The following is a 26,219-nucleotide window of genomic DNA, read 5'->3' on the forward strand; positions in this document are numbered from 1 at the left end:
GGTTCTCAGTTATATCCCGTTATCTTTCACGTTGCCGATGTCGTGGTTTCATACGTCTTGCCGGCTATTGGGTATATGCCGTCGCCGCATTTTGCTTTTTGAGATACATCGCCAACGCCCCGAACAGCAAAGGCAATGGTAGAAACAGAAAGACATCGCTGAACGACCAGTTGGCGGCCAGCATCGCGGAACCGATGCCCGCGCCGCTGATCGCCCCCAGCCGGCCGATCCCCGTGGCCCAACTGACGCCGGTCGCACGCATGAACGTGGGGTAAAAGTGGGCCGCCAGCGCATAACACCCCGGATTGATGCCGTTGATCGTGAAGCCAAGCAGCAGCACCAGTGAACATAACAACGGCAATGTTGGCATGTGCAGGCCTAATAGCAGCGCGCCGCAGGCCCCGCCCAATAGCGTCAGCGCAATGGCCCGGTGTTTCCCCCAGCGATCCATTTCCAGGCCGATGCAGAAATTGCCGGCGATGCCGCCTATCTGGAATATGGCGCCGATGATGACCGCCTGAGATAACGTCAACCCCGCATCCCTGACCATTAGTGGCAGCCAGCTCGACAGTAAATAAACGCTGAATAAACCGATAAATAGGGTGGCCCAGATAGCCAGCGTGCCGGTGGCATATGGCGCGTGAAAAAGCGATCCGATGGCGCTTTTCTGCGTGATTTGCGGTTCGGAATTGATGAATCGGGTATTGGCGTCGGCTATCTGGGGGACAAAGCGGTTAAGCAGTCGCGCTAACCGCTGTTGATATCGGGTATGCAGGACCAGAAAACGCATGGACTCAGGTAAATACAGCAGCAGGACGACGGCCAGCATCAGCGGCAGCACGCCACCGGCAAGGAACACCGAGCGCCAGCCGAAAATCTCGATCAGCCGTTCGCTCGCCAGCCCGCCGAGGGCGGCGCCGGTATTAAATCCGCAGTGGATGGCGGTCGACATATGTGAGCGGCAGCGTTTAGGCGCGTATTCGGCGACCAGCGTCGTGATGTTGGGCATAGCCGCGCCCAGGCCGAGCCCGGTAAGAAAACGAAAGATAATCAGACTGAGCAGATCCCACGACCAGGCGGAAATCAGGCTGCCGATGCCGAAAAACAACACTGAACCGACAATCAGCGTCTTACGTCCGTGGCGATCGGCCAGCGGGCCGGAAATTAATGAACCGCAGGCCAGTCCTAGCAGTCCGCTCATCATGACCGGGCCTAATTCATGGCGGGAAATTTGCCAGTCATCGATCAAGGCCGGGGCAATAAAGCCCATGGCGGTCACATCAAAACCATCGACGGCCAGCGTAATAAAACCCAGAAAGATAATCAGCCATTGTCGCGGGGTAATGGGCTGAGAATCTAAAATGGTACTGATATCAATTTGTTTTTGACCAGACATACCCATCTCCATTCGTTGTTGTTTCAGTCGATACGTCATGGTGGTGTTATTGGGTTAACGTCGTGCAATCTGTAGCTGGAGCGGGCCGTCAGCCAAAACGGTATTCGATGCCAAACGTACCCTGCGGGTACTCCCACTTCCGGATAATCGAATCACCGCACAGCACCCGGCACGTGCCGCACTCCAGGCAGCCTGCGTAGTCGAAATGAACATTGCCTTCGGCGTCCTGTTTATACAGGCCGGCGGGACAGGCGATGACCAGCTTTCTGAATTGAATCGGATCGGGCGCGTCAACCAGCAGGATATGCGGATTGCTTTCATCAACCCGGAACTTATTGACCCCCAGTTTGATATCGACATTGACATTGTTCATAGCGCACGTACTCCATTGAACCCATCTTTCAGCAGATTGAGCAGGCCGACCTGTCTGCTGCGGGACCAGATTTTGGCTAAAACGGATTGACTGGGTTGGCCGTCAATGACGAATAAGTCGGACATCAGGTCGGCGGCCATGCGCGGGTATTGGTTGAATAAACGCGGGTTTTCCATAAAGGCCGGCAGCTTGCGGTAACGATGCATATCCTGCAAAACGAAGCTCTGTTCCAGCTGCCGCCTATAGCCCATCAGGCCGTCGGCGCTGAAATCCTGCGTCTGTTTGGCATTGATCGCGGTGATGGCGGCGGCTTCCGCCGAGGCGATAGCCAGATCCATACCGCGCACGGTATAGCCCAGATTCAGGCAGAGGCCGGCAGCGTCTCCGACGATCATTACGCCATTGCCGACCATCCGGGGCAGCATCGACATTCCGCCTTCCGGCACCATGTGCGCGGAGTATTCCTGCAACGTTCCCCCCTGAATAAGCGGACGGATGACAGGGTGGCGTTTAAAATCCTCCAGCATTTGCGGCACGCTTTTATGTGCTCTTTCGATATTCCCCAGCCCGCAAACCAGCCCGAGAGAAAGCGTGTCGCGGTTGGTATAAAGGAATCCGCCGCCCAGCAGTCCATCCGAGGGCGAACCGGCAAACAGCCAGGCCGTCCCTTCGCCGGAAGGTAAATTAAAGCGGTCTTCCAACTGTGATTGCGGCAGTGAGATCAGTTCCTTAACGCCAACCGCCAAGTGGTGTGGAGAAGGCGGCGGCACCAGACCGATATCGCGGCCAAGCAGGGAGTTGACGCCATCCGCCAGGATGACGATATTGGCCGCCAGCGTATCGTCGCCCGCCTGTACGCCGGTGATCCTGTCGCCCTCTTTAAGCAGGGCGTCAACCCGGACGCCGGCAATAAACTGTGCGCCTGCGCCTTCCGCTTTTTCCATCAGCCACGGGTCAAACTCACTGCGCAACACCGTGTAGGAGTTTTGCAGCGGCTGGTCTGGCTGCTCGGTATGAAAGTCCAGCGTGACGGCGCTTTCTGCGGTTAAAAATGAAACTTTTTCCCGCGTGACTTTCCTTTCAATGGGCGCTTCCCGGGCGAAGCCGGGCATGATTTTTTCCAGACTGTGGGCATAAAGACGCCCGCCGGTCATGTTTTTGCTGCCGGCCGCATTGCCGCGCTCTATCACCAGTACATCCAGCCCGGCTTTGGCCATCACGTAGCTGGCGATGCATCCGGCGACGCCGGCACCGACCACGATGGCATCGAATTTTTCTTCCGACATTAGTTCTGCTCCCTGGCCGCGACCGTTTTTGTGCGGGCGGACTCTTATTATTAGCGGCTTAGCCGTTCAATTAAGGCTGGTACGACCTTGTAGATATCCCCGACCAGGCCATAGTCGGCGTACTGAAAAATTGGGGCGTTTTTGTCTTTGTTGACGGCGACGATGGTTTTGGCGCCGTTTCCGCCGACCATATGTTGAATCTGCCCGGAAATGCCGAGCGCCAGATAGAGATCGGATTTCAGCAATACGCCGGAAACGCCGATATAGCGTTCGCGCTCCATCCAGTGTTCGCCTTCGGCGATCGGTCGTGAACAGCCCACCTCGGCCTGAAGAAGCGCCGCCAGATCCTGCACCATGCGCAGATCGTTCTGCGCCGCCAGTCCTCGCCCGATGCCCACCACGCGTTTGGCTTTACTCAGGTCTACGCTGCTGGCGGGTTTTCCCCGCCGTTCCAGGCAAACGATTTCCTGGCGGGGCGTGATGTAGCCCTTCTCTGTCACCAGACAGGCGTGCTGCGTATTTTCCGGCAATGGTTCAAACACGCCGGGAGAGACGGTGGCGATAACCAGCGGCGTGGCGATGCGTTCCCGGCCAAAGGCCAATCCGCCGTACATCCGGTGTTCGGCGCAGATCCCGCCGGATTCGATACTCAGGGCGGTGACATCGTTAACCAGCGCGGCATCAAGCTGGATACTCAATCTGGCGCCCAGCGCCTTACCGCGTTTGGTGGCGGCCAACAGGATGAGCGTGGTCGGTGGTGGATTGGTTTGCTCAAGCGTATGATTTATCGTCGCGGCAATGGTTTCCGCATAATTTTCTATCCGCTGTAGCGCCGACATCTCGCCCAGCCAGTACAGAGTATCCGCCGCGCCCAGCCGCCGAATGTGTTCGACGCCGTCGGCGTTGACCGCCAGCGCCGTAACCTGTTCTCCCAACTGGCGGGCGCCGGCCAGCAGTTCGGCATAGCGATCGTTCTTATCGCTGAACACCCATACGTTAGTCAGTTTATTCATCATGATTTCCTCTCTAGTTCAGCGCCTTACTCAGGTAGTCGGCCAGTTGGCTGACGCTTTCGGGTGAGTCATCTTCAATAATGATGTGTTTGCGCGCGGTCTGAGCCGGCGCAAAGACGCTGACCAGTTCGCTGTGAGGAGGCGAGGGCGTCCAGCCGATGTCATCCGGGCGCCATTGCGTCACGGTTTTTTTCCCCGCGCCCAGAATGGCTTTCATTGAAGGGATCTTCGGCACGTTAATATCGGAGGTGACGCACAGCACGGCTGGCAGCGGGACTTCCAGCACTTCCACCTCATCTTCCAGCGATCGCTCAATCCTGACGCTGCGCCCTGTCACGCTGAGATGGCTGACGGCGTTCAGAGTGGGTAACTGAAGCATTTCCCCCACCAGCAGGCCGACCTGTTGGGCATACATATCGCCGGAGCCTTCACCGAATAGCATCAGATCGAATTCGATCTTACTGGCGGCGGCGGCCAATACCTGCGCGGTGTCGTAAGGCAGGGCGCGTTCCAGGCGTTCGTCCTGCACCAGATAAAGCTCGTCGGGGCCGCGGGATAATAGATCCTTGCGAATTTTGGAGTTTTCCAGCCGCTTACCGCCGACGCTGAGCGCGGCGATCCGATCGCCATCGCCGGCGAGCTGAACCGCCGCTTCCAGCGCATTCAGGTCGAACTGGCTGATCTTGGCGTCGGCGCGATCAAAATTCAGCGTTCTCTCAGGCGTGATCACAATGTCCTGTTCTTCGGGCACCAGCTTGCAACAGGTGATGATTTTCATTATTCCCCCTATCGGCTTTCATACTGTTTCAGGATCTGGCGGGCGGAGATATACACCATGATTTCATCGGTGCCCCCGCCAATGCGATTTACCCTGGTATCCCGCCAGAATCGGGAAATACGGCTGTCGTCGGTGTAGCCCAGACCGCCCATGATTTGCATAGCGTCATCGATCACCTCGCAGGCAGACTGCGCGCAGTAAATCTTGCACATCGGTGAGGAAAGGCGCATGGGTAAACCGCTGTCGCACTCCCAGGCCACCCGGTATACAAAGTTCTTCATATTCTGGATTTTGATGGCCATCTGGGTGAGTTTGAGTTGGATCATCTGGAACTGGCCGATGGGTTTGCCGAACTGGATGCGCTGATTGGCGTAGCGGGCGGCATCTTCAAAAGCGCATTCGGCAACGCCGAGAGAGTGTGCGGCAATCACCAGACGCTCAATCTCAAAGTTTTCCATCATATGGATGAAGCCGTAACCTTCGCGGCCCACCATATCGCTTTCCTCCACTTCCACGTTATCGAGGAAAACCTCGCAATTGCTAACCATATGCCAGCCAACTTTGTGCAGATCGTTGCGTTTTACGCCGGGAGCGTTGGGGTCCAGCCACCATAAGGTAAAGCAGCGTTTGGGATCGTCCGGTTCGGGATTGCGCGCCAGCACCAGCATGTAAGGGTAATTTTTAGCGCCGGTAATAAAGGTTTTCTGTCCGTTCAGGTAGACCTTGCCGTTTTTACGCGTGTAGGTGGTGGCAATGCGGTTGTTGTCTGAGCCGGCCTGCGGTTCGGTAAAGGCCAGCGAGTAGGCGGGAATACCCGACAGACCAATTTCGGCCGTTTTCGCCAGCTGTTCCGGGTTGCCGAAGCGCTGCATATTATGAATGCACTGCCCTTCGGTCATGATGTAGGCGGGCGCCCCCATCCGGGCGATCTCTTCCAGCACCAACACCTGAGTCAGCATATCGGCGGGAACGCCGCCCAGTTCCTCTGGTATTCCCAGCAGACCGATGCCGCTTTCCGCCAATGCGGAAAAGAATTCATGGGGAAACTTGCGCGTTTCATCGCAGGTTTTGAAATACTCTTCAGGAAAATCGCGGCTGATAAGCTCGCGGATACTGGCGAGCAGCAGTTCCTGTTCTTCGGTTAGCAAAAAGTCCATGATTGCTCCTGATGATTACTGGCCTGGAAGTCCATAACGTCTCCTCATTAAAGGCTGTCGTGGGATATATTCCCTTTATCATTTTCAATGAATATTTTTTCGTTATTGCCGTTATTCATTGAATACGGTTATTTATGGCGATGGATATTTTCAGTGGGTTTTTAATGGCTTTATTTTCTGGTACCAGGCGAGCATAGAATAACTATTGTCGCTTAGGTATAGACAATCATGACAATTACTTGGACAAAATAGACATTTCTTTTTTTATGAGATAAGGGATATATAGCATTGCTGTGAATTTTAATTATATTAATTAACATTGATTTAACCTTGCATGGTGTAAATACACATTGCGAATAAATATTGATCTCTCTCGCAAAAACAGGAATGAATCATAGAAATAAATATTTAATACAAAAGTGTTTATTTTTTAACTTGTTGTTTTTTAGTTGTTTTAATTTTCTTCTTTCAAGGGTGTTTATCGCGATGTTCGATTTGTCCTGTGATTAGTTGAAAATGTCAATGTTTAAATGACACATCCTGTTCCTATAATCTGATTATCGCCAACCATGCAGCGAATTATTTACGGAGAATAAACGCCTCGCAATGCGTGGAAACGATTAAATACCAATTTAATCACCATCATAACTTTCGTATTCACTCAATGATAAATAGAAGGTGGTATATGGCCATATTATCGCAACAAGAACTGGATGCCTTGAAGAAAAAAGTCCGTAGAGTGACAGAAACCGATCTTGAAGAATTGCAGCTGGAAGTGGAAAGAACCAATGTCTTTCCCGAAGCCTATTATGATGTGTGCCGTAAAAATGATTTATTCCGCCTGGCTATCCCTGAGGAATATGGCGGCCTGGGACTGAATTGCGAACAGTTTTTCTCGGTTATGGAAGAGTTCTGCCGCGGGCCGGGCGGCATGCGGATGAATCTGCATCACGCCAACGGCCTGAACTGGCGCATTCTGCGCGATCATGGCGCAGAGGATTTAAAAGCCCGCTGGCTGCCGTTGCTGGCGAATAAAGACGCCTACATCAACTTCGCATTAACAGAAGCCGACTGCGGCTCCGGGGCGGACATTCGTACTACCGCGGTCCGAAAAGGCGACAAATATATCCTTAATGGTTCAAAAACGCTGATCTCCCATACTGACATTTCGGATGCCAGCTACGTCATTGCCGTCACTGATGAAAATAAACGCAAAAAAGGCGGCCTGACCGCTTTCCTGATCGAAACCAATTCGCCGGGTTATTACATCGATCCCATGCCGCACATGATGGGATGCCGCGGCGCTGGCCACGCTTATCTGCGCTTTGAAAACTGTGAGGTTCCCGCGCACAACATTATGGGGAAAGAGGGCGATGGGCTGGATATTTTCATGGATGCGCTGGCGCACTCCCGCGCCATGATCGCCGTCACCTGTCTGGGCATGTCCCAACGCTTTCTGGAACTCGCCATCGCGCGGGCCAAAGATCGTGTGACGTTCGGTAAACCGCTGGTCGCGCGCCAGGCCATCCAGCAGACCATTGCCGACATGGGAACGCAGGTCCATGCGCTGCGCGTGATGTTGCAGGACTGTGCCCGGAAGTTCGATCGCGGCGAGGATATCGAAATGGTCTCCGCCATGTGCAAGCTGCACGGCATTGATACCGTGCGTACCGTATCGGATAGCTGCCTGGAAATCTTCGGGGGGATTGGTTATTTCGAGGATAACCCCTACGGACCGGTCGAAAGAATGTACCGCGATGCCAGAGCGTTATGGTTTGAAGAAGGACCGCGCACCGTTCAGCGGCTGACGATTGCCCGCCCGTTGATTGCCAGCGCCGGCGTTATTGCGTGATGCCTCGGTAGCAGCGTCATCATCACCGATCACAATGGCTGCATCTCGTGGCGTCATCGCTGGTGTAGCCATTTTCGTTTTATCGCGGGAGTGGCATATGAGTACATCAATTGGTAATACACGCTGGAACATCGTGGTTCTGCTGATCATTGATTATTTTGTCATGTTTGTCGCCAGAAGCAGTATGTCCATGTGCGGGCCTGCATTAATGCAGCAGTATGGTTGGAACGCAACGGAGTTCGGTTGGGTATCCACCGCCTTTTTTATCGGCTATGCCGTAACCATGTTGCCCGCCGGGGCGCTGGCCGACCGCTTTGGCGGCGGCGTTGTGCTGGTGACCGGTACCCTGTGGTGGGCGCTGTTCACCTTTTTAACCCCCTTTGGCTCGACGTTGGGGATAATGATGTTGCTGCGTATTCTGGTGGGCATCGGGCAGGGCGTGCTGGTGCCGGCGAATTTCTCACTGCTGGCCAACTGGGTGCCGAAAAATGAATCCGGTAAGGCCACCGGATTATTACAGGTAGGCTGTCCGGCGGGTATTGCCGCTTCGATGGTGTTTTCCGCCTGGATTATTCAGACCTGGGGTTGGCAAATGGCGTTTTACGTCGTTTCCCTGCCGGGCATTCTGTGGTGCCTGCTCTGGTGGCGGTTAGGTAAAAATCGGCCGGAGCAGCATCCCCATATCACGCACGCCGAGTTGTCTTATATTCAGGCCGGGCAAAAGATCGCTCCACCCGCCGGCGTTTCATCAAGCAACACGGACGGCGTACCGGTACTCAGTAAGCGCGATATCTTTTCCACGCCCTCGGTCTGGGGATGTTCGCTGTGCTATTTCTGCACCAACTATCTTTTCTTTCTGTTTATGACCTGGCTGCCCACCTATTTTGCCATGGGGCGGGGGATTGACCTGAAACAGAGCGCGATTTACTCCATGCTGCCGTATCTGGTGGCGATTTTCGCTTATCCGCTGGGCGGTCTGGTGGCCGATAGCGCTTCTCAGCGCTTCGGGCAAAATTTTGGCAGGAAGCTATCGCCGATTCTCGGGCTGCTGCTGGCCGGGCTGTTTTTAATTCTGGGAACGCGCGCCGGCAGCCTGTGGAGCGCCGCCGGATTGATCTCCGCTTCCAACTTCTTTTTGTGTTTCACCATGGCATCGCATTTCTCTATCCCGATGGTTTTTTCCCAGAAAAATACCGGCGTACTGGTGGGGCTGAACGGCGTGTTTGGCACGGCTGCCGGTATTCTTTCGCCGGTATTTTCCGGTTTAATCATTGATATCACAGGAAAATATGAATACGCCCTGTACCTCGGCGCGACGGTCGCCATCGTCGGCGCCCTGATCATTCTCATGGTACGTATTCAGCCAATCGAAAAAAGGGATCATCCGGTGGTTCATCAAACGCTGAGAATGTAACTGTTTGATAGTTTAATAAAATCCAGATTATCTACTGAGTGAAGGAGTAAATATCATGAGACCATTGGAGGGAGTGAAAGTCGTCGATCTGACATCCTTTCTGGCGGCGCCCACGGTGCCCCGTATTCTGGGCGACTGGGGGGCGGATGTGATCAAGATCGAACCGCCGGCCGGGGATCCCGGCCGGACGCAGGCGTCGGTTTTCAATATGCCCTATAGCGATGAGGAAAATCCGGCATTTGATATTGCCAATGCCAACAAGCGATTCCTGTGCCTTAACCTGAAAAACGATCGGGCAAAATCGGTCGCTTATAAAATTCTGGCGACGGCGGATGTCATTGTGACCAACTATCGGACGAAAGCGCTGGAGCGTCTGGGTTTCTCTTATGACGAGTTGCACCTGCGTTTCCCCGAACTGATCTTCGCGCAGATCCTCGGCTACGGAGAGCAGGGCCCGGAGAAGGATACGGCGGGATTTGACGCCACCGCCTACGTATGCCGTGGCGGGATCCTTGGCTCCACCAATGAACGGGGCGAAACGCCGATCAATTCGGTGAATGGTTTCGGTGATTTTCAGGCTTCGATGTGTCTGGTCTCGGGCATTTGCGCCGCGCTGCTGGCACGCGATAAAACGGGTAAAGGCGATAAGGTCACCGTGAGCCTGCATCATACGGCGTTGTTTATGATGAGTATTGCCGTGGTGTCGGCTCAGTATGGCAACCGCTATCCGAAATCCCGCCGTGAAGTGGCAAACCCGTTCAACAATACCTATCAAACCAAAGACGGTCGCTGGATGGTGATTTGTATTCCCGAATATGACCGCTTTTTTAATAAATTCATGACATTGCTCGGGAGGGCGGATCTGGTGGACAGCCCTGACTTCTGCCGGATTGATGAGGTCAACCGCCATGAGCGCAACCGGGCAATCATTGACATCATCAGTGAGCAGATCGCTCAGAAAACGCTGAGTGAGATGATGGTCATGCTTAAGCAAAACGATTTTGCCCATGAGAAAGGTTATACGCCCGATGAGATCCTGGAAGATGAACAGGCATGGGCGAATGACTGTCTGCGTCAGGTGACTTACCCCACGGGAAACCAACGGGTGTTGACCACGCCGCCGGTGAATATCGGAAAAATGGGGCCGGCTCGTATTATTCCGTCGCGGGCGCTGGGCTATCACTCCCGGCAAATTCTTTCCCAGTATGGTTATTCGGCAGCAGAGATTGATAGCCTGGGCGCCGAGGGGGCGGTGATCCTTCATTCTCAGTCAGAACCTGTTGAATAATATGGCCATACGGGCAGCGAATGTTTGCATGAATACGATAGATAGCCTGTCACGCGTTACGAGCTACGGCAGCGAAACGTTATTCGTTGCCCTGGACGCGCCATATTTCGTCTAAGCCAATGGTCCACGTGTTCGTGGGTGGAAAGATGAAGCAAACTGATAAATTGCGGCGATAACGTCACTGCCTTGATCCGCCAGTTCAAACGACAGAGGTCCCTACTGTATTCGAGATAATCAATCGAAAGATCGGACAGATTTAAGGGGAACGCTGATGGCGACCACCATTCCCGCCTATGCCTTATATGGCGAACAATCAGAACTGAGCTGGGAAAATTTCTTTAATGTCGAAAACATTTCTTATCGTTCAAAAGTCTATAACTGGAAGGTGAATCCACACTTACATGAATCATTAATTCAGGTGCTGTTTATTCAACAAGGGCAGGTTGATGTTTTACTCAACTGCGCCCGTTTAACGGCGGTTTCTCCCTGCCTTATCCTGGTGCCCGCGCAGACCGTTCATGCCTTTCATTACACGCCGGACACCGAGGGATTAACCATTACCGCCTCTCAGAAGCCACTGGAATCAATGGCAAACCTGCTGGCGCCGAGTCTGATGAAACTGATTCACAAGCCGTGCGTTATCGCGCTGGATGAAACGGCGGGCGACAAAAAAACGGTGCTGGGTTTTTACAAAGCCATGCTGCGCGAACTTCGCGTGCCGACGGTCAACCAGACGGCGATGTGTATGTCGTTGTTTACCTCGCTATTTATTTATATCTCGCGCATTAGCCATTTGTCGCTGGAGCAGCGGGAGCTGGCCACCTGTTCACGCAAGTCCGTGCAGATTAATAAGTTCCTGCGTAGTGTGGATCGACAATTCCGGCTACGGCTTTCAGTGAATGACTATGCCTGTGAAATGGGCATGTCTCCCGGCCACCTTTCCCGGCTGTGTCGTATTGCTCTGGGGCGGTCGAGCCTGGATGTGATCAATATGCGGGTGGTGCAGGAGGCGCAGCGTGAGTTGGTGTATACCGCGAAAACCATCAAACAGCTGGCGGCGTCGCTGGGGTTTAACGATGAAGCCTACTTTACCCGTTTTTTTCATAAGCATACCGGCGTCAGTCCGAAACAGTTTCGCGAACTGGCGGTGCAGCAAATTGCCCTGTCGGAGGAGTTGCCGACGGCCGACGAGCCGTCTGACAAATCCGCTTCACAGGATGATTACGCGCAAGAGGACGACAACGTGAAAACGACGTAATTAACGGGAATGTCCGGAAATTAATGCTGCGAGGTATAAAGAAAACCCCGAGGGTATCACCTTCCCGGGGGGCGTAGCGTATGGTCTGACGCGCAATACGCCGTTAACTGGCCGAACTGGAAATTTTACTGCCCAGTTTTTCCACATCCTGACCAAAACCGCGCGCGGTATTACAACCGCTCAATACCGAGGCTATCAGCAGCGATGCTATGAGTAATTTTATATATTTCATTATCGTCACCAGCAGATTCAACATGTGTACACTTTGTCATAACCGTACGCGGAAATTCAATCTCAGGAAGCTGAAAACGCTGACATTTATCAAAATATTCTCACCGGCGTCAGCGTGTGACTCGGCGGCGTTTTCATCGTCCCCAGTTTTGCTATATCCATCCAATATTGCGCACAGCGTCTTGCGGCGTCAGCTTAATTCCTTTGTTGTTGCGCCCGCACTTTATCCCGGACTTTTTGCAGAAACTCATCGCGATTCCATTCCTGTGGCTCCCCGCTAGTTAATCCGTCGGCAACCAGATTACGCAATTTTTGCAGGTCGGACTCAGCCTGCTTTTCACGCAGCAGGCGTAATGCCTCCCGAATGACTTCACTCTGTGTACGGTAGTCGCCGGACTCGACCAGCGACTCTACGTAGTGGCGAAGTTCGTCTCCAAGATCAATTGTCATCGTTCTGGCCATAAATACCTCTGCTGTGGAAGTAAGATTTATTCTTACAAAAGATACCTAAAAATAAAATCCCAATCCAGTACTAAGAAAATGGTATTTGAGGGCGCAGGGCAAGGCGGAGAGAATGAAAATGGAAAGCGGTTCGCAGAATATGACGGCTAACCGCTTGGCAATGAAAAGTCTTTCCGCGGGTGAGCGGTTATTCCGTCAGAAACAGTTCCAGCAACGAGTTCAGAAACAGTTTGCCATGCTCGGTAATCTGCCAGTGGTCGGCGGTCTCAATCAGGTAGCCCTGTGCCAGCGCCTGATCCAACTGCGGTCGAATCACGCTTTCATCCAGCCCGGTATAGGCGGTGAAATCGCCGCGCGGGGCGGCTTCCAACAGGCGAAAACGGTTCATAAAGAATTCGAAAGGCCGGTCTTCATTCGCCACCTCATGCTGTTTATCCAGATAGTTACCCTGCATATAGCCGCGCGGGTGGCGGGTTTTCACCGTGCGCAGAATGCGCCCGTCGCTGAAGGTCAGTTTACCGTGCGCGCCACAGCCGATGCCCAGATAATCGCCAAAGCGCCAGTAGTTCAGATTGTGCCGGCACTGATAACCCGGTTTGGCATAGGCCGAGGTTTCGTATTGCTGATAGCCTGCGGCGCTCAGCAACTGATGGCCCTGCTCATAAATATCCCACAGCGCGTCATCATCCGGCAGTTTTGGCGGGCGTGAGCTGAACAGCGTGTTGGGCTCGATGGTCAGTTGATACCACGACAGATGGGGAGGATTGAGCGCAATCGCCTGACGCAGATCGTCCAACGCATTTTCCAGCGACTGATCCGGTAGCCCGTGCATCAGGTCGAGGTTAAAACTGCGTAATCCCAGACCAGCGGCCAGATGAGCGGCGCGTTTGGCTTCTTGCGGACCGTGAATGCGGCCCAGACGGGTGAGCTTTTGCGCATCGAAACTTTGCACGCCGATGGAAATCCGGTTGATGCCTGCCCGCTGGTAGCCGCTGAAACGATCGGCCTCTACTGTCCCCGGATTGGCTTCCATGGTGATTTCGGCATCGGGCGTTAGCGTCAGTCGCGCCCGTACGCCATCCAGCAGCGATTGCATGGCTTCCGCGCTCAGCAGACTGGGCGTGCCGCCACCGATAAAAATGGAATGCAGCGGGCGGTTGCCCGCCAGCGGCAGATCGGCATCAAGGTCGGCCAGCAAGTGTTCAACATATTCCTGATGCGGCACATCGCCTTTCAGCGCATGTGAATTGAAATCGCAATAGGGGCATTTTTGTACGCACCAGGGAATATGAATGTACAGACTGAGCGGCGGCAGTTTAAGCATGACGCAGGGCATCCAGCAACAGACGCAGCGCCTGACCGCGGTGAGATCGCGCGTTCTTCTCTTCACGGGTGAGTTCGGCGGCCGTTTTGCCCAGCTCCGGTACGAAGAAGATCGGATCGTAACCAAAACCGCCGACGCCGACGGGGTTATGCATCAGCACGCCTTTCCAGCTACCGTGACATACCAGCGGAGTGGGGTCTTCCGCATGACGCAGATAAACCAGTACGCAGTGGAAGCTGGCGCCGCGCCGTTCGTCGGGCACCTCTTTCAGGGTATGCAGCAGCTTGTCCAGATTCTGCCGATCGCTGGCATCCACCCCCGCGTAGCGCGCGGAATAAATACCCGGCGCGCCGCCTAATGCCTCCACCGCCAGCCCGGAGTCGTCGGCGATGGCGGGCAAACCGGTAATCTGAGCGGCGTGGCGCGCCTTGAGGATCGCATTCTCAATAAATGTCAGGCCCGTTTCTTCGACGGAATCGACCCCCAGCTCCGTTTGGGCCACGATATCCAGCCCAAAATCCGCCAGCAGACTGGCGAGTTCACGCACCTTACCGGGATTACCGGTAGCCAAAACCACTTTTTGCATTCCTGTTTTCCTGCGTCTTTATTGAATCAGTTCCGCGACTTCCGCCGGGATGGTTTGCGGGTTGATGATTTTAATCTGTTTATGCCGACCGAGTTCACCTTTTTCAATAATGACCAGACTTTTGGCGACCCGGAACTGTTTGGCGAGGAATTTGGTCAGATGGGCATTTGCCTGCCCATCGACCGGTGGGGCGGTGATGGCGACTTTCAGTTCGTCGCCGTGCAGTCCGATAATCTGGTCACGACTGGCTTTCGGCTGTATATACAGCCGAATGATCAGATCGTCGTTATGGCGGGTGATGGCGCTCACAGCAAGAACCACAATCCCGGAAACAGATCCATACCCAGATAATTGAGCATATACAGGATCAGGATCACCACCATGGCGGAGAAATCGATACCGCCCATCGCCGGGATAATGCGGCGGATCGGCGCCATAAAGGGTTCCGTCAACTGGTGCAGCAGATACTCAATGGGGCTGCGGCCCTGACTGATCCAGCTCATCAGCGAGCGAATGATCACCACCCAGAAAATCAGATAGCCCGCGGATTTAATCAGGGAGATCAGACCGACCAGCAGATTCATCGGGCTGAGCGATAGCGCCCCCACCTGAATCAGCAACAGCAAAGGATATTTGATGGTGGTCAGAATAAACGCCAGCAGTAGCGATGCGCTATCAATCGGGCCCAGTGACGGCAAAATACGACGTAGCGGGCCGACAATCGGCTGAGTAATTTTTACCACGAATTGCGACAAAGGATTATAGAAGTCGCTGTGCGACCACTGCATCCAAATGCGCAACAGCAATACCATCACGTAGAGGTCGACCAGCGTCTTGACCAGAAAAGTCAGGGTAAGCATAGATACATCAGTTCCTTATTAAAGAGAGTAAACGGGCGGATGATTAGCGCGTTGCATTAAAATAGCTGTTCCATTTCCTGTGCGCGGTTGACCGCAGCCTGCATGGCCTCTGCCACCGTTTGCGTCAACTGGCGTTCGTTAAACACCCGCAGCGCTTCCGCCGTGGTGCCGCCTTTGGACGTCACATTTTCCCGTAGCGTTGACAGCGGCGTCCCGGGATTGGCCTCCACCAGCGCGGCGGCGCCGGAAGCCGCCTGCTGTACCAGCAGGCGCGCCGTCTCCTCATCGAATCCCTGGCGAATCGCTTCCTGTTGCATGGCTTCCATAAACAGGAAGAAATACGCGGGCGCGCTGCCTGCGGCGGCGATAACGCCGTTAATGCCGGATTCATTCCCGACCCAGCATACTTTGCCAACGCTTTTCATCAGTTCGGCGGTGAATGCCCGATCGGTTTCGCTAACGATCGCCGGCGCATACAGTCCGCTCATGCCTTTCCCTACCAGTGACGGTGTATTCGGCATAATGCGCACGATATTCAGCTTCTCGTCTAACAGCGCCTTAAAACGGGCAATACTGATCCCGGCGGCAATCGACAGCACCAGTTTGCCAGTGAAATCCACCTGCTGGCGTAATGGTTCACATACGGTTGCCATCATCTGCGGCTTGACGGCCAGAACAATAACATCCGCCTCCTGCGCGCAGCGCACGTTATCAGCACTGCTGGTTACGCCATATCTGGCCGCCAATACATCACGATTCCTGCCGGAAGGCGCGCATACGCTGATATTGCCGGCGGGGTAACCCCCTTCAATTAATCCGGCGATAATGGCCTGTGCCATATTACCGGCGCCTATAAACACTATTTTACGTTGCTGCATCTGAATTCTCGCTGATTACCGTTATTCCGTTAAGACCGTATCTCGGTGACGGGCTCTGATTAATGATGACGAATCAGGCTGCCGAATAGTCGCGCGCACCGAAAATAGCCGTACCGATTCTCACCAGTGTACTTCCTGCTGCAATCGCCGCCTTCATATCATCGGTCATCCCCATCGACAAGGTATCGATATGGGGATGATGTAAGGCTAACTGCTGAAACAGGTCGGTCATTTGCCGGAAAACGGCCAACTGACGTTGATAATCCGTTTCCGGGGCCGGAATAGCCATCAAACCACGTAGCCGCAGATTCGGCAACGCCGCCACGCTGGCGGACAGTTCCGCTAATTCATCGACCATAATGCCGGATTTACTTGGTTCATTGCTGATATTGATTTGTAACAGCACATTCAGCGGCGGCAGCGCTGTCGGGCGCTGTTCGCTCAGACGCTGGGCGATCCGCAGACGATCCACCGTGTGGAACCAGTCGAAATTTTCGGCTACCAACCGACTTTTGTTCGACTGTAACGGACCGATAAAGTGCCATTCCAAATGCGTTTCCGGCTGGTTTTCCCGGAAGTAACGAATTTTGTCCACGCCTTCCTGAACATAATTCTCGCCAAATGCCCGTTGTCCGGCGCGGATTGCTTCTTCGATAGCCGTCACAGGTTTGGTTTTACTGACTGCAAGCAGCGTAATGTCCTCTGGCGCCCTTGCGCACTGCCGCGCGGCCGTTGAGATCTGCTGCCGAATGTCCTGTAGGTTCTGTTGGATAGTGGTCATAGTCGTTCAGGAGATTAATCTATGGATGTGGGTGAATGGGTGGCGCTTAGTGTAAAACATAATGCCTCGGATCTGCACCTGTGTAGCGGACATCCTCCGGTATGGCGTATTGATGGTCGGCTACGGTTTGAAAATACCTTACCATGTTTATGTTCCGAACAGCTGGAACAATGGTGTGCGGCGTGGCTTGAGCCGGTTCAGCAACAGCAGTTGCGGCAGTCAGGGCAGGTTGACGGCGCGCTGACGCTGGTGGATGGGCAGCGCCTGCGGGTTAACGTCTTTCGTCAGCGTCACGGGCTCTCCATCGCGCTGCGGCTTATCCCATCGTCCGGTTTTTCACTGGATGCGCTGCGGGCGCCGCGGATTCTTTCGGATCTGCTTGAACGGAAGGATGGGTTGATTTTAGTCACGGGCGCGACGGGGAGCGGGAAATCCACCACGCTGGCCGCCATGATCGGCGCCTTGAACGAACGGCATCCCCGTCATGTCATCACGCTGGAGGATCCGATCGAGTTTATCCATACCAGCCGGCAATGTCTGATCCAGCAGCGGGAAATCGGTCAGCATAGCGTGTCGTTTGCGCAGGCTCTTCGCGCGGCACTGCGGGAGGACCCCGATGTTATCTTACTGGGGGAACTGCGTGATACCGAGACCATCCGGCTGGCGCTGACCGCGGCGGAAACGGGCCATCTGGTGTTCGCCACCCTGCATACCCGCGGTGCGGCGCAGGCGGTCGACCGGCTGGTGGATGTGTTTCCCGGTGAAGAAAAAGCCTTTGTCCGTAGCCAACTGGCGGCATGTTTACAGGCGGTGGTGGCGCAGCGGTTGCTGCCGATGGCATCGGGCGGACGTGTCGCACTATTTGAGGTGCTGACGGCAACGGCCGCCGTCGGTAACCTGATTCGGGAAGGAAAACATCATCAGTTGCCGAGTCTGATTCAAACGGGGACGGCGGCGGGTATGCAGACGTTTGAGCAAAGTCATTTACAGCGCTGCCGGGAGGGGTTGCTGTCCGAATCCGGCGAGGTGGCTACATGATGTCGCATGATAAAAAAGTCCCCGCAGAGCGGGGACAACCTAACGACTACAGAGAACAGGGAATTTTCCCATGAAAAAGCGTCATGATACACGGATGGCGGTTATTGGCTGCCCGCCAACGCTTCCGTTAATGCCAGCATGGTGAGGGATTGTCCGTAAGCGCGTTGTTTAATGGCAATGCGGCGATAGTGATCCAGATCGGCGCCAACCGATGTGCCTGCCGATACATCCGCAACTTCGCCTTGTGCATTGATGCGGCTAAGCAGTGCATCAACCCCTTTCCAGGCAGCATCCTGATAACGTTCGTCCAGCAAACCCAGGCGTATTCCCTTCAGCAGTGCGTAGGTGAAACCGGCGGTGCCGGAGGCTTCCAGATAGCTGTCCGGATGATTGAGCAACGTATGCCACATGCCGCTTTCATGCTGATATTTCACCGCCGCGTCGGCCTGACGGCGGAAGGTGTTGAGGATCATCTGGTAGCTGGCGTCCTGCGTATCCAGCATCTCCAGAAAATCGACGGTACTGATTGCTGCCCAGCCGTTGCCTCGACCCCACAGGGCCGCGCCGTAGTTGCCTGGCCCGTTAAAACTCCAGCCATGCATCCACAGTCCGGTTTGGCGATCGATCAGATACTTGATGTGGAGTAAGAACTGATAAGAGACTTCCTCGCGATAGTCCGGGCGATTCAGGTAAGCACCCGCACGGGCATAAAACAGGCCGCTCATGAACAAGGTATCGACCCAAAGCTGCTCTTCATTCAGGTGGTCGCTGGTACAGTGGGTAAAACCATTTTCCTGGGTGCGCAACAGCTGGTTTTCAATCCAACCGGCATATTCACGGATCAGGGCGTCATGTTGGCGATCCTGCTGTGTAATGCCCATGGTGGTGAGCGTTAGCATCGGCGCCATACGGTTGATGTTTTTTTCTGGCAGCCCTTCCTCAAGACGGCGTTGATACCAGCCGTGAATATAGTCCAGGTAGTGCGGTTTTCCTGTTACCTGATAGAGACGCCAGATACCGTAGATCCCGACGCCTTGCGACCAGTCCCAGTTTTCAATGGAGAGATCGGAGGCAATGACTTTCAGTTTCTTTAATGCCTGATCGTCGGTGCGAACGGTAATAATCTCATTAAATAACAGATCCAATTTTTCATTTATTTGTTGTTTGCTATCAGCCGGCATTTTTTTCTCACGTTTTTGTAAAATGAAATGGGTGAACGGCAGCATTTGTCATCGCTGGTTTTTGTCATGAAACGGTAGCGGAACATCGATATGCATCGGCGTTCCGCTGTCGCATTACATGATCCTTTTTAAAATCCGCGCTCCGCTTCTCGGGAAGGACTGCGCGACCTCTTCCAGAGTCATCTGTCCATAATCATACTTTTGCAAATGTTCTAAAAACGCCGCCAGCAGCTGCGGATTTTCCATATAGGGCGAAGGAGGAATATCACCATACAGCGATTCTACCTGTTTGAGCCCTTGAACCGGAAGCTGATCGGGGTTGATCGTGCCATCCGCCATTAACTGGGCAACCGCGGCCTGGCTTAGCGGCACGCCGCGCTGTAACTCCATCGCTTTAACCCCTTCAGGGGAATTCAGCATGAAGTCGATAAGCTGCGCGGCTTCCTGCGGGTAACGGGTATTCTTGCCAATGGAGAACATCATCGCGGGCTTGAAGAAAATGCCGCTGTCATGCGCACCCGCCAGCATTGGATACGGGCCGACTTCCAGTGTCGCCGGCGCTTTTAGGCTACTGGAAAAGGTGTTATCGGTACTCCAGGTGTGTACGCCGCCGATTTTCCCTCCCAGCCAGTGTGGTATTTCCCAGGCGTTGGCTTTGCCATAAGCGGCAAAAAATTTCATAGACGGAATCACATGATTGTCGACCAACTTTTTATACAGGCCAAAATATTCCTGCCACTCTTGTGGCGTAAAGGCGAAGGTCTGGTTTTTTTCATCAATCATGGTTTTGTTATATTTCTGAATCATATAGGAATTCAGAAATGTCATGATGGTGGTATCGTGGTTGGCGAGCAGGAAGGGATAATAGTCATCTCCGAGCTTTTGTTTAAAGATCGGGCCGGCGGCAATCATCTCATCCCAGGTTTTGGGGTAGGCCAGGCCCACTTTTTGCCACAGTTCCGGGTTGTAGTACATGGAGCGTCCGGTCATGGCGACAGGCACTGCGTTTAGTTTTCCTTCCATGGTGACCATTTTTTTCGCCTGATCGGAAAACTGGGTCAGATCAATCTGTGCTGCGACTTTGCCGATGTCGTAAAAACCGTTGCCGTCTTTGGAGAACAGCACCATCCAGTTCCAGTTGGTCTGCATAACATCCGGTTCATTATTGCCCGCTAATTGTGTGGTTAGCTTTGATAAATAGCCGTCCCAGCCTGCCGGTTCGGATCTGACTTTAATATCCGGGTGGGCTTTTTCAAATTCCGCAATCGCTAATGATGTAGCCTGATGGCGTTGATTTCCTCCCCACCATGAAAAACGAAGTTCCTTGGTTTCAGCGTGTACGCCGAATGTGCTGAACAATGAAAAGCTCACGGCAAAACATAACGGCATCATTTTTATTTTCATAACAACCTCATTGTACTTTTTGTAGGGGACAAGGTGTTTATCATAAAGAATATAACGGGTGTTGATTAAAATTCCACGACAGCTTTTAGCAGATTTCTATTATTAACAATTTCACTTTCATAAATATCCGATAGTTCACTAAAGGTGAAACGATGACTTAGCATCATTTCCGCTTTTAACTTTCCCTCACTCATTAATTTTTCAACTTTTTTGAAATCTTCAGTCGTTGCGTTTCGGCTGCCTTTCATCGTGGTTTCTTTTTTATGGAAATCCGGATCGGAGAAAGAAAGATTACCTTTGAACAGACCGACGAAAATAATCTGACCACCATGACGGATGAGATTCACGCAGTTATTCATGGCATGTTGGTTACCCGTCGCGTCGATCACTTTGTTCGGTAGCTCGCCATGAAACGCTTGACGCAACTGGGATTCAAAATCGGCATCGGCCGGATTCAATACGCGGATCCCTAAAATATTTTTACTGTGCTCACGCCGTTCCAACTGCGTATCTGCCAATACGACATGGAGATTATCCGCCAGTGCGATGGCGGCGACGCCGAGGCCGATAGGGCCGCCGCCCACCACCAGCACGCTTTCGCCGGGCATACAGTCGGCGCGGCGAACAGCATGGGCGCTGATGGCGAAAGGTTCGATTAACGCGGCCGTTATCGGGTCAATATTTTCCGCGGAAAGTAAATTGGCGGCGGGAACAGAAAGATATTCAGCCATACCGCCGTCTTGATGAACGCCGATAACCGAAATATTTTCACAACAGTTGGGGCGGTTATTCAGACATGCGCTACAGTGGTTGCAGGCAATGTAAGGAATAACGCTAGCTTGTTGGCCAATACGGAATGATGTTATTTTTTTACCAAAAGCGATCACTTCGCCACATATTTCATGTCCCAATACGCGGGGATAATTAAAAAAAGGTTGATTTCCCGCCCAGGCATGAATATCCGTACCACAAATACCGACCGTTTTTACTTTAATCAAAACCTCACTGTCTGATGGAACAGGAATGGGGCGCTCTATATATTCCATTTGTGTTGGGTGTTGGCAAATTAGACTTTTCATAACATTATTCCGACCTCAAGGCATCCTGTTTATGGAATGAATCTTTTATTAAAAAGCGCAGTTATGTAGTGCAAAGTTTTTAGTAATGTGATTAATCACACTGACTTCAGTTCTTAATCGGTTTTTAATACATAAAAAGCAGTTTGAGGTCGTCGATGAGCAGAACATCAACATTACGCCACAGCGTGATCAATCAATTTATTGAGGCGATCTCGCTGGGACATATCACTTCGCCCTTGCCGTCGCAGTCCACGCTGGCGGACATGTTTAACATCAGCCGAACCACGGTGATCCACGTGCTGAGCTATCTGATGGAACAGGGCGTGCTGCAACAGACGGGAGGTAAGTACGCCATTGCGCGTCAACCGACCGACGCTGACGGTTTTGACGTTATCAGTGGTACGATGGATGAACAGACTGAGCTGTTTGAAAGTCGGTTTTATCACATGATCAATCAGCGCCAGATACTACCCGGCGATACCATTACCGAACTGCAACTGGCGCGCCAGTGCAATGTGCGGCCGGTCGTGGTGCGTGAATTTTTACTCCGCTTTTCCCGCTATGACCTGATGGAAAGCGTGCGGCGCGGGCACTGGAAAATGAAGCAGTTTGATCAGGAATATGCGGAAAAGCTGTTTGAACTGCGCGAGATGCTGGAAGTTCATGCGCTGAATTGTTTCATGAATCTGTCTGACAGTGACGGCCGCTGGATTACCGTGCGTGAGCTACTCGAAAACCATCGTCATTTGCGCAACACCATCAATCAGAATTACCGGATGTTTTCCCTGCTCGATCAGCAACTGCATATGCTGCTCATCTCCGCCGCCAACAATCCATTCTTCGATCAGATGAGCGAAATCATTTCGGTGATTTTTCATTTCCACTATCAATGGGACGATCGGGCGCTGAAACAGCGGAATACGCTGGCGGTGGAAGAGCATCTGGCTATTTTGAGCGCCATGGCATGTCGCGATCGCTCACTCGCCATGCGTGAACTGCGCCAGCATCTGGATACGGCAAAACAGTCAATGATTCAATCGATAGAGCGCCATGCGCAATGAGCATGAAGCGGTGAGGCATCCGGAAGGATAACCCGGATGCCCGACATTCAATCGGGATAGCTCAACCGCTCCGGAGTACGGCGCATGATGACCTTGCCGTGGCGGATCGATACTCTGGCTTTCGCCTGGCGACATAAGGCTTCATAGTCATTCCCGGCATCCAGTATCACCAGATTGGCCGGGCGACCGACGGCAATGCCATATTTCTCCCCCAGATTCATCGCTCTGGCGCTGTTATCCGTGACGAAATCAAGGCAGCGTTGCAGATCTTCATAGCCCATCATATGACAGATATGCAGCCCGGCATCCAGAACGCGAAGAATATTGCCATTACCGAGCGGATACCACGGATCCCTGATGGAGTCTTGTCCGAAGCAGACATTCATGCCTGCGCGGTCGAGTTCGGCCACCCGCGTCACGCCGCGTCGTTTGGGGAAAGTATCGAAACGTCCTTGCAGATGAATACTTTCGGTTGGGCAGGAAACAAAGTTGATCCCCGACATTTTGAGTAAGCGGAATAGTTTATAGCAGTATGCGTTGTCGTAAGAGCCCATGGCCACCGTATGGCTGGCGGTGACTCGATGTCCCATCCGGCGGACCCGGGCTTCTTCAGCCAATACTTCAAGAAAGCGCGATTGGGCATCGTCGGTTTCGTCACAGTGTACGTCTACCAGACAACCCGTGCGTTCAGCCAGATCCATCAGGAATTTGATGGAACTGACGCCCTGATCGCGGGTGTTCTCGAAATGGGGAATACCGCCGACCACATCGGCCCCCATCTTAATGGCGCGCTCCATCAGTTGGCGTCCGTTGGCAAAGGATTCAATGCCTTCCTGAGGAAACGCGACGATTTGCAAATCAATCAAATCCCGCGCTTCCTGCTTCACTTCCAGCATGGCTGTCAGCGCGGCCAGACTGGCATCGGTGACGTCAATGTGGGTACGCACATGCTGAATACCGTGATCCCGTAGCATGCCGATGGCGGCGTGCGCCCGGCGTTTGGTGTCGTCGTGGGTGATGACGGCTTTGCGCTGGCCCCAGCGTTCAATGCCTTCAAACAGCGTACCGCTGATGTTCCACTCCGGTTCACCCGCGGTCAGCGTCGCATCCAGATGAATGTGCGGCTCGACCAGCGGAGGAATGACCAGTTGGCTGTCGGCATCGATCGTATCGCTGTTTTCCGCTGTGGTTAATCGCGCCGGCTGGACATCAATGGCGGCGATCAGACCGCTATCTACGGTGATAGTGAAAAGTCCGTTTTGTCGTCGAAGCGCGGCATTAATAATTTTCATAAAAACTCCTGCTGTTGCGCATTTAAACGAAATTGAGGATTGCTGAGTGACTGACCTGACTGCCGTTCAATCCGTTGTAGACGCAGGTTTAGCGTATTTCGGTGAATCGCCAGGCGTTCCGCCGCCTTGATGAGATTACCGTTATCTTGCAGTACGGCGTCCAGTGTTTCCAGCCACAGTGCCGGTTTTTTACGATGACCGTCGAATAAATGTCCCTGGTTTCTTTCATAAACCGGGTGATCCGATCCTGATCGGCTACCGACGTTAGCAGTTTGAGCCTCCCAACCGTTTCCGCACTTTAAAAAACGCTCGCCAAAACGGGTGGCGTCTTCGCCAGTGACCCATGACGATGTGGCGCTAGTTGCGAGCGCGAGGAATAATGGGTCGCCACCTAATTTATTATCGTTAAAATAACCGGTAACACTTTGCATCGCTGTCCATGAAAATATTTTAACTAGCTACCTAATTATTAAATTTGAAATATATTTTCACTGTCCCTCTTTCCTTTACAAATCATATTTCCCCGGATAATATCCTGATTCTAAAACAAGGGGTTTTTAGAAACTTTAATTAAAACGGACTTTAAAATGGCAAATTTAATATACGCATCGATTAACGGCAACAAGCAAGGGCTTATCTCTTCCGGCTGCGGGACGCACCTTTCCATCGGCAATAAATATCAGCAAGGCCATGAAGATGAAATCTTCATTTATGATTTAATTAGTTACCTTGAACACCATGACAACCTTTCGCTCCATCCTCTGGAAATAAGAAAACCGATCGACAAATCTTCCCCTCTGCTGGCAATGTCGCTGAGTAACCATGAAGTATTGCAATGTGAATTCGTTTTCTATCGTATTTCTGAGAGCGGAGGAATCGAGAAATATTTTGTGATAAAACTGAGGGATGCCCGGATTGTCGAATTAAAGCTGTCAGCCCCGCACTCAATGACGCAAAATGACATGCCGCCGCAGGAAAGCGTTTCTTTTAAATACGCTTGTATAGAGTGGGAACACTGCAAAGCGGGCACCAGCGCCTATTGTTTATGGTGATATGATGTCGGCCATTAATCTGGAAGGAAAAATAACCCAACTAAACCGGCTGACGGATGAGCTGGCGTTGCTTTATATCCACGGCTATGAGGCCCGCCGGGGGTTTCTGAAAGAAATCGCCGTATTAACCAGCCAGCTAAGACAGGATGTGCTTAACTTCTGCTTAACGGAAGATGCGGCTATCCGTTTACTCGATAAAGAAATAAACAATCTGCAAAAACAGAAATTTGACTTATCGACGCAAAAGATAATGCAGTATTATGTTTTTGAAAAAGAGAAGAAAGCGCGATCTTTTAATATCATATTAAAACAGGTTGGCTTTATCGGCGGGGGAACACAGGTTGTGGCCGGTATTGCCACCTGTGCCGCCTCTGCGGGCTATCTTTGCGCCGGATTCGGGTCGCTAAATGTCTCCCACGGTTTAAATAATCTGTATGAGAACGGTTATTACCTGCTGTTTAGGGAAAACCGGTCGGGCTGGACTCGGGATGCCTACCGGGCTGTTGCTCAATCAATAGGACAACGCGAAAATCATGCCGATTTAGCCTACGCCAGCGTCGATTTAGGGATTTCCGCCTATGGGTTATTCAGAAATGTTGTAAGAGAGGATACTTTCCGGCTTTTCAGGTATATTAACAGTGATTTTGTTCGTGGATGGAAGACTATGGGAACGGTACCTTTGATTGCGGAGAGTGCTGTTGATATAACAACAATTGGTGGAATATATATATTATATAAAAATGAATGATATAATAATTTACTCTTATGTTTGGCCTGTTTATGCATATATATTTGCGTCCGTAATCTGCTTTTTTTTATTTTACAAAAATAGAGTGGCTTTATTTTTATTGAGTGCATATCATATGTTCGCTTTCAGATATGACTTAAAAAATACACCTTTTTTTACACTTCTCGATATTCCTATAAATTCGAGCGTGAGCATTAACTATATTTCTTTATTCTTTTTTTTTGTATGCTTATTTTTATATTATTTAGAAAACAAAAGAAATCTTTAGCCTCTTATGACGGGTATAATTAACAAGGATTATCCTATGACGACACGCTATACGTGGTATGGAAAATGAATGATATTATAATTTCATCTTATGTCTGGCCTGTTTATGTATACATATTTACATCCATAGTCTGCTTTTTCTTATTTCGCAGGATCAGGG

General features: G+C 52.3%; 27 protein-coding genes. 8 read left to right on the forward strand and 19 right to left on the reverse strand.

Annotation, left to right across the window (positions count from 1 at the left end; genetic code table 11):
• Positions 1 to 64: 64 nt before the first annotated feature.
• The 6 genes from B4923_RS01320 to B4923_RS01345 all read right to left on the reverse strand — a co-directional run bounded on the left by B4923_RS01320 (position 65) and on the right by B4923_RS01345 (position 6,003).
• Positions 65 to 1,396, reverse strand: coding sequence for an MFS transporter (locus B4923_RS01320; RefSeq protein WP_109052546.1), 1,332 nt, complete (start codon positions 1,394 to 1,396; stop codon positions 65 to 67).
• Between the two features lie 88 nt (positions 1,397 to 1,484).
• Entirely contained in the window at positions 1,485 to 1,769 is a 285-nt protein-coding gene (locus B4923_RS01325) for a ferredoxin family protein (protein ID WP_109052547.1), read from the reverse strand.
• Positions 1,766 to 3,055, reverse strand: coding sequence for an FAD-dependent oxidoreductase (locus B4923_RS01330; RefSeq protein WP_109052548.1), 1,290 nt, complete (start codon positions 3,053 to 3,055; stop codon positions 1,766 to 1,768). Before B4923_RS01330 ends, B4923_RS01325 begins: the two co-directional genes overlap by 4 nt.
• Before the next feature lie 50 nt (positions 3,056 to 3,105).
• The gene (locus tag B4923_RS01335) at positions 3,106 to 4,068 is read right to left on the reverse strand and encodes an FAD-binding protein (RefSeq protein WP_109052549.1); all 963 of its coding nucleotides are present in this window, start codon (positions 4,066 to 4,068) and stop codon (positions 3,106 to 3,108) included.
• Positions 4,069 to 4,081: 13 nt separating this feature from the next.
• On the reverse strand, positions 4,082 to 4,846 hold the full coding sequence (locus B4923_RS01340; protein ID WP_109052550.1) for an electron transfer flavoprotein: 765 nt from the start codon (positions 4,844 to 4,846) through the stop codon (positions 4,082 to 4,084).
• An 8-nt stretch (positions 4,847 to 4,854) separates the two neighbouring features.
• Entirely contained in the window at positions 4,855 to 6,003 is a 1,149-nt protein-coding gene (locus B4923_RS01345; RefSeq protein ID WP_109052551.1) for an acyl-CoA dehydrogenase, read from the reverse strand.
• Between the two features lie 685 nt (positions 6,004 to 6,688).
• On the opposite strand from B4923_RS01345, the gene B4923_RS01350 reads away from it, so the two are divergent.
• From B4923_RS01350 to B4923_RS01365, 4 genes are all read left to right on the forward strand, one after another.
• Positions 6,689 to 7,855: an acyl-CoA dehydrogenase family protein gene (locus B4923_RS01350; RefSeq protein ID WP_109052552.1), complete on the forward strand. Its 1,167-nt coding sequence runs from the start codon at positions 6,689 to 6,691 to the stop codon at positions 7,853 to 7,855.
• A 97-nt stretch (positions 7,856 to 7,952) separates the two neighbouring features.
• Entirely contained in the window at positions 7,953 to 9,269 is a 1,317-nt protein-coding gene (locus tag B4923_RS01355; RefSeq protein WP_109052553.1) for an MFS transporter, read from the forward strand.
• Between the two features lie 55 nt (positions 9,270 to 9,324).
• Positions 9,325 to 10,557, forward strand: coding sequence for a CaiB/BaiF CoA transferase family protein (locus B4923_RS01360; protein ID WP_109052554.1), 1,233 nt, complete (start codon positions 9,325 to 9,327; stop codon positions 10,555 to 10,557).
• Between the two features lie 271 nt (positions 10,558 to 10,828).
• Positions 10,829 to 11,815 (forward strand): helix-turn-helix domain-containing protein, encoded by a 987-nt coding sequence (locus B4923_RS01365; protein ID WP_109052555.1) that lies wholly within the window; start codon positions 10,829 to 10,831, stop codon positions 11,813 to 11,815.
• Between the two features lie 103 nt (positions 11,816 to 11,918).
• Here B4923_RS01365 and B4923_RS01370 read toward each other — a convergent pair whose 3' ends face one another.
• The 8 genes from B4923_RS01370 to B4923_RS01405 all read right to left on the reverse strand — a co-directional run bounded on the left by B4923_RS01370 (position 11,919) and on the right by B4923_RS01405 (position 16,937).
• Positions 11,919 to 12,047: an entericidin A/B family lipoprotein gene (locus B4923_RS01370; protein WP_109052678.1), complete on the reverse strand. Its 129-nt coding sequence runs from the start codon at positions 12,045 to 12,047 to the stop codon at positions 11,919 to 11,921.
• Positions 12,048 to 12,241: 194 nt separating this feature from the next.
• A complete protein-coding gene (locus tag B4923_RS01375; protein WP_109052556.1) occupies positions 12,242 to 12,508 on the reverse strand; it encodes a type II toxin-antitoxin system ParD family antitoxin in 267 nt (88 codons plus the stop codon).
• Positions 12,509 to 12,695: 187 nt separating this feature from the next.
• Positions 12,696 to 13,832, reverse strand: coding sequence for a radical SAM family heme chaperone HemW (hemW, locus tag B4923_RS01380; RefSeq protein ID WP_109052557.1), 1,137 nt, complete (start codon positions 13,830 to 13,832; stop codon positions 12,696 to 12,698).
• Positions 13,825 to 14,418, reverse strand: a complete 594-nt coding sequence (rdgB, locus tag B4923_RS01385) for an RdgB/HAM1 family non-canonical purine NTP pyrophosphatase (RefSeq protein ID WP_109052558.1) — start codon at positions 14,416 to 14,418, stop codon at positions 13,825 to 13,827. Before rdgB ends, hemW begins: the two co-directional genes overlap by 8 nt.
• Before the next feature lie 18 nt (positions 14,419 to 14,436).
• On the reverse strand, positions 14,437 to 14,727 hold the full coding sequence (gene yggU, locus B4923_RS01390) for a DUF167 family protein YggU (protein ID WP_109052559.1): 291 nt from the start codon (positions 14,725 to 14,727) through the stop codon (positions 14,437 to 14,439).
• Entirely contained in the window at positions 14,724 to 15,278 is a 555-nt protein-coding gene (locus B4923_RS01395; protein ID WP_095833248.1) for a YggT family protein, read from the reverse strand. Before B4923_RS01395 ends, yggU begins: the two co-directional genes overlap by 4 nt.
• A gap of 56 nt (positions 15,279 to 15,334) precedes the next feature.
• Complete coding sequence (proC, locus tag B4923_RS01400; protein ID WP_109052560.1) at positions 15,335 to 16,156, reverse strand: pyrroline-5-carboxylate reductase; 822 nt, start codon at positions 16,154 to 16,156, stop codon at positions 15,335 to 15,337.
• A gap of 73 nt (positions 16,157 to 16,229) precedes the next feature.
• Positions 16,230 to 16,937, reverse strand: a complete 708-nt coding sequence (locus tag B4923_RS01405; RefSeq protein WP_109052561.1) for a YggS family pyridoxal phosphate-dependent enzyme — start codon at positions 16,935 to 16,937, stop codon at positions 16,230 to 16,232.
• Between the two features lie 21 nt (positions 16,938 to 16,958).
• Here B4923_RS01405 and B4923_RS01410 point away from each other — a divergent pair, with 21 nt between their 5' ends.
• Complete coding sequence (locus tag B4923_RS01410) at positions 16,959 to 17,975, forward strand: type IV pilus twitching motility protein PilT (protein ID WP_109052562.1); 1,017 nt, start codon at positions 16,959 to 16,961, stop codon at positions 17,973 to 17,975.
• Positions 17,976 to 18,076: 101 nt separating this feature from the next.
• Here B4923_RS01410 and B4923_RS01415 read toward each other — a convergent pair whose 3' ends face one another.
• The 3 genes from B4923_RS01415 to B4923_RS01425 all read right to left on the reverse strand — a co-directional run bounded on the left by B4923_RS01415 (position 18,077) and on the right by B4923_RS01425 (position 21,639).
• Positions 18,077 to 19,156, reverse strand: coding sequence for a glycoside hydrolase family 88/105 protein (locus B4923_RS01415; protein WP_170115990.1), 1,080 nt, complete (start codon positions 19,154 to 19,156; stop codon positions 18,077 to 18,079).
• A gap of 114 nt (positions 19,157 to 19,270) precedes the next feature.
• Positions 19,271 to 20,560, reverse strand: a complete 1,290-nt coding sequence (locus B4923_RS01420; protein ID WP_109052564.1) for an ABC transporter substrate-binding protein — start codon at positions 20,558 to 20,560, stop codon at positions 19,271 to 19,273.
• A gap of 65 nt (positions 20,561 to 20,625) precedes the next feature.
• Positions 20,626 to 21,639, reverse strand: coding sequence for a zinc-binding alcohol dehydrogenase family protein (locus tag B4923_RS01425; RefSeq protein WP_109052565.1), 1,014 nt, complete (start codon positions 21,637 to 21,639; stop codon positions 20,626 to 20,628).
• Between the two features lie 155 nt (positions 21,640 to 21,794).
• Here B4923_RS01425 and B4923_RS01430 point away from each other — a divergent pair, with 155 nt between their 5' ends.
• Positions 21,795 to 22,700, forward strand: coding sequence for a GntR family transcriptional regulator (locus B4923_RS01430; RefSeq protein ID WP_109052566.1), 906 nt, complete (start codon positions 21,795 to 21,797; stop codon positions 22,698 to 22,700).
• Positions 22,701 to 22,747: 47 nt separating this feature from the next.
• Here B4923_RS01430 and codA read toward each other — a convergent pair whose 3' ends face one another.
• Together codA and B4923_RS01440 are read right to left on the reverse strand one after the other, a co-directional pair.
• Positions 22,748 to 23,992 carry a cytosine deaminase gene (gene codA, locus B4923_RS01435; protein ID WP_109052567.1) on the reverse strand — a complete coding sequence of 415 codons (1,245 nt, stop codon included), beginning with the start codon at positions 23,990 to 23,992 and terminating at the stop codon, positions 22,748 to 22,750.
• Positions 23,989 to 24,423: a helix-turn-helix domain-containing protein gene (locus tag B4923_RS01440; protein WP_245929466.1), complete on the reverse strand. Its 435-nt coding sequence runs from the start codon at positions 24,421 to 24,423 to the stop codon at positions 23,989 to 23,991. The genes codA and B4923_RS01440 overlap by 4 nt, the downstream gene beginning before the upstream one ends.
• 156 nt (positions 24,424 to 24,579) lie before the next feature.
• On the opposite strand from B4923_RS01440, the gene B4923_RS01445 reads away from it, so the two are divergent.
• Together B4923_RS01445 and B4923_RS01450 are read left to right on the forward strand one after the other, a co-directional pair.
• Positions 24,580 to 25,044 (forward strand): Hcp family type VI secretion system effector, encoded by a 465-nt coding sequence (locus B4923_RS01445; RefSeq protein ID WP_109052568.1) that lies wholly within the window; start codon positions 24,580 to 24,582, stop codon positions 25,042 to 25,044.
• Positions 25,045 to 25,048: 4 nt separating this feature from the next.
• Entirely contained in the window at positions 25,049 to 25,792 is a 744-nt protein-coding gene (locus B4923_RS01450) for a DUF4225 domain-containing protein (RefSeq protein WP_109052679.1), read from the forward strand.
• The last annotated feature ends 427 nt before the right edge of the window (positions 25,793 to 26,219 follow it).

Origin of the sequence: Brenneria roseae subsp. americana (assembly GCF_003115815.1) — a bacterium.
Classification (GTDB): Bacteria; Pseudomonadota; Gammaproteobacteria; order Enterobacterales; family Enterobacteriaceae; genus Brenneria; species Brenneria roseae.